Genomic DNA, 3,240 nt, shown 5'->3' with positions numbered 1-3,240 from the left:
GTCAGGTGTCAACTCCGCTCGTTGACTTCGTATTTCCTCTTTCACTTCTTCTCGTCCGGGGCCTCCGTCGCCACTGCGACTTCGCCTTTCCGTCCGAGGGGACGCGGCTTCTACCACCGCCGCGTTGAGAGTCAACTCCGTCCTGCCGACTCCGTATTCCGATTTTCAGTCCGTCCGGGAGCACTCAACCGCCGGTGCGGCTCGGCTTTCCCGTCCGAAGGGGCGCGGCTTCTACCACCACCGCGTTGAGAGTCAACCGACTTCTTCGACCCTTTTCATCCCCCTAGAGAGGTGCAACACGCTCGACTTCTCAAGCAAGGGCGCGGCATCTACCGGGACGGCGTGGGGAGGCAACTTTCTCCATCAACGCCTGCGTTCCACTGCCCTCTCGAAGCGGAGCTGGAGCAGCGCGTAGGCGCCATGCAGGGTATTGAGTTCAACCCCACAGCGAGGATTCTTCATTCCGCTTGCGGCTTGAAGCGCGGTGTCCCTGTCAGCGTGCCTTCTCACCGAGCAACCGACCAGCCATGTCCATGGAGAGTGCCGAGGTAACCTACCGGCCGGCTTCTCCTTGAGTGAGCGAGATTGACCCCAGAGATGCCCGTATCGCCCAGCTCGAAGCCGAAGTCGCCGAGCTGAAGCAGCAGTTGGCCGAGGCACTGGCCACCATCGCCGAGTTGCGTGCTCGGTTGGGGCAGATGTCGCGCAACTCCAACAGGCCGCCCTCCTCGGACGGGCCAGGAGTGAAGCGCCCGAGCAAGGGGCCCACCGGGAAGAGGCCGGGAGGCCAGCCCGGGCACAAAGGGCAGCGACGTGAGGTGTTGCCGCCCGAGAAGGTGGACGAGGTGGTGGCGGTGCGGCCCAAGGGGTGCAGCCGGTGCGGCGGCGAGCTCGAGCAGAGGGAAGACGGGCCGCCCGCGTGGCGGCACCAGGTGGTGGAGCTGCCCGAGGTGAAGCCTCGCGTCACCGAGTACCAGCTGTGCTACGGGCAGTGCACGAGGTGCGAGGCGTGGACGCAAGCTGGGTTGCCCCAGGGCGTGCCGAGCGGAGCCTTCGGCCCCCGGCTCACCGCGGTGGTGGCGTTGCTGACAGGTCGGCTGCGGCTGACAAAGCGGCTGGTGCGGGAGTTTCTCTCCAGCGTGCTGGGGGTGGAGCTGGCCCTGGGCAGCGTCTGCAAGTTGGAGCGGAGCATGAGCGCCGCGCTGCGAGCACCCGTGGAAGAGGCCGGCGCGTACGTGCGCGAGGCGGTGAGCGTGAATGCGGATGAAACCGGCTGGCGCGAGAAGCTGAGGAAGGAGTAGTTGTGGGTGGCCGCCACGACGCTGGTAACGGTGTTCGCCATCCACCGCGAGCGCAGCGGTGCGTGCACCGGGCCAAGGTGAGCACCCGTTCCGGAGCAAGGTGAGCACCCATTCCGGGGATGCCGAGCGGGCATTCCGGGCAAGGTGAGCACCTGTTCCGGGCATACCGAGCACCTCCTTGACGGGGGCGCGAGGGCCTGCTGAGGAGCCGGGCGGAGCGTCAACGGTGCTGGGCGGCAACTGGCCTCTCCGGCCTCCCTTTCAGGAGGTGGAGATGGCGGCAGAGAGGCTGTCCATGCGCAAGCTGCGAGAGTTGTTCCGGTTGAGGTTCGAGGCAGGGTTGTCGACGCGAGAGATCGCGGCGAGCCTGAATGTCGGCAACGGCACGGTGTGCGACTACCTGGGGCGGGCACGGGTAGCGAAGCCGCCGTGGCCGCTGCCGCCGGAGTTGGATGACGACGCGGCGCTCACGGCGCTGCTGTTCCCCGGTGAGGGCAAGGCCGCGGCGGACCGCCCGGAGCCGGACTGGGCGCGCATCCACGCGGAGCTCAAGAAGAAGGGGGTGACGAAGCAGTTGCTCTGGCAGGAGTACCTGGAGACGCATCCCGGCGGGTATCAGTACAGCCGCTTTTGCGAGCGCTACGGCCGATGGCTGCAAAGCGCGAGCGTCACCATGAGGCAGGAGCACCGCGCGGGAGACAAGAGCTTCGTGGACTTCAGCGGTGATGGGGTGCAGGTGGTGGACGCCGTCACGGGAGAGGTGCGCGTGGCCAAGCTCTTCGTGGCGGTGATGGGGGCCAGCAACCTCACCTACGTGGAGCCCGTTTTCAGCGAGGACATGGCCACGTGGGTGGGCTGCCACGTACGCGCTTTCGCGTACTTCGGCGGAGTCACGGAGCTGGTGGTGCCGGACAACCTCAAGGCGGGAGTCACGCGGGCGCACCGCTACGAGCCGGACACCAATCCCACGTACGCGGACCTGGCGTGGCACTACGGCTTCGCGATTCTTCCGGCGTGCCCGCGTCGGCCACGGGACAAGGCGAAGGTGGAAGTGGGCGTGCTGCTGGCCGAGCGGTGGATACTGGCGGCACTGCGCCACCGCCACTTCACGTCGCTCTCCGAGGTGAGCGAGGTGGTGAAGCCACTGCTGGAGAAGCTCAACGAGAGGCCCATGCGCAAGCTGGGCAAGTCGAGGAGGGAGCTCTTCGAGGATGTGGAGCGCGCGGCGTTCAGGCCCCTGCCGAGCCGCCCGTACGAGCTGGCCTTCTGGAAGAAGGCGCGCGTCAACATCGACTACCACGTGGAGCTGGAGGGCACTGCTACAGCGTGCCCTACGGGCTGGTGGGCAAGGAGGCGGAGCTGCGGCACACGGAAGCGTGTGTCGAAGTCTTCCTCGCGGGCCGGCGTGTCGCCAGCCACGTGCGCAGCCAGCAGCGCGGGCGCTTCACCACGCAGGCCGAGCACATGCCGGCCTCGCACCGGCAGCACGCGGAGTGGACGCCCTCGCGCGTGGTGCAGTGGGCCCAATGCGTGGGGCCCGCGTGCGCGCAGCTGGTGGAGGAGCTGATGAAGCGCCGGCCCCACCCGCAGCAAGGCTTCCGCTCGGCGCTGGGCATCATCCGTCTGGCCGACAAGGAGAAGTACGGCGCGCAGCGCGTGGAGACGGCGTGTGCACGGGCGCTGCGCCCCCGCGCTTTCAGCTACAAGTCCGTGGCCACCATCCTCCAGCACCGCCTCAAGGACGCCGACGAGGCGCGCGAGGAGAAGGGCCCGCTGCCCGAGCACCAGAACGTGCGCGGGGCCAACTACTATCACTGAGAAACGTGCCCGCGCGGCTGTGCGCGGACACTGCTGGCCGGTGCGGACACGGTCTCACCAGCACCGGCGAGGGCCTGCGCGCGCCCTGACAACAGGGCGCGCTCCGGCCGACGAAGAGACC

1 protein-coding gene and 1 pseudogene are annotated in these 3,240 nt (G+C 67.9%); both read left to right on the top strand.

All coding sequences use genetic code 11. From position 1 onward, the window contains the following. Positions 1-575: 575 nt before the first annotated feature. A complete protein-coding gene (locus tag VF794_RS41010; protein ID WP_331119391.1) occupies positions 576-1,301 on the top strand; it encodes a DUF6444 domain-containing protein in 726 nt (241 codons plus the stop codon). A 295-nt stretch (positions 1,302-1,596) separates the two neighbouring features. Further along, positions 1,597-3,119, top strand: a pseudogene (gene istA / locus VF794_RS41005) (IS21 family transposase). The last annotated feature ends 121 nt before the right edge of the window (positions 3,120-3,240 follow it).

Origin of the sequence: Archangium sp., from assembly GCF_036389735.1 — a bacterium.
Classification (GTDB): domain Bacteria; phylum Myxococcota; class Myxococcia; order Myxococcales; family Myxococcaceae; genus Archangium.
The sequence above is the reverse complement of the archived record's forward strand: the minus strand, read 5'-3'. Positions and strand labels throughout refer to the sequence as shown.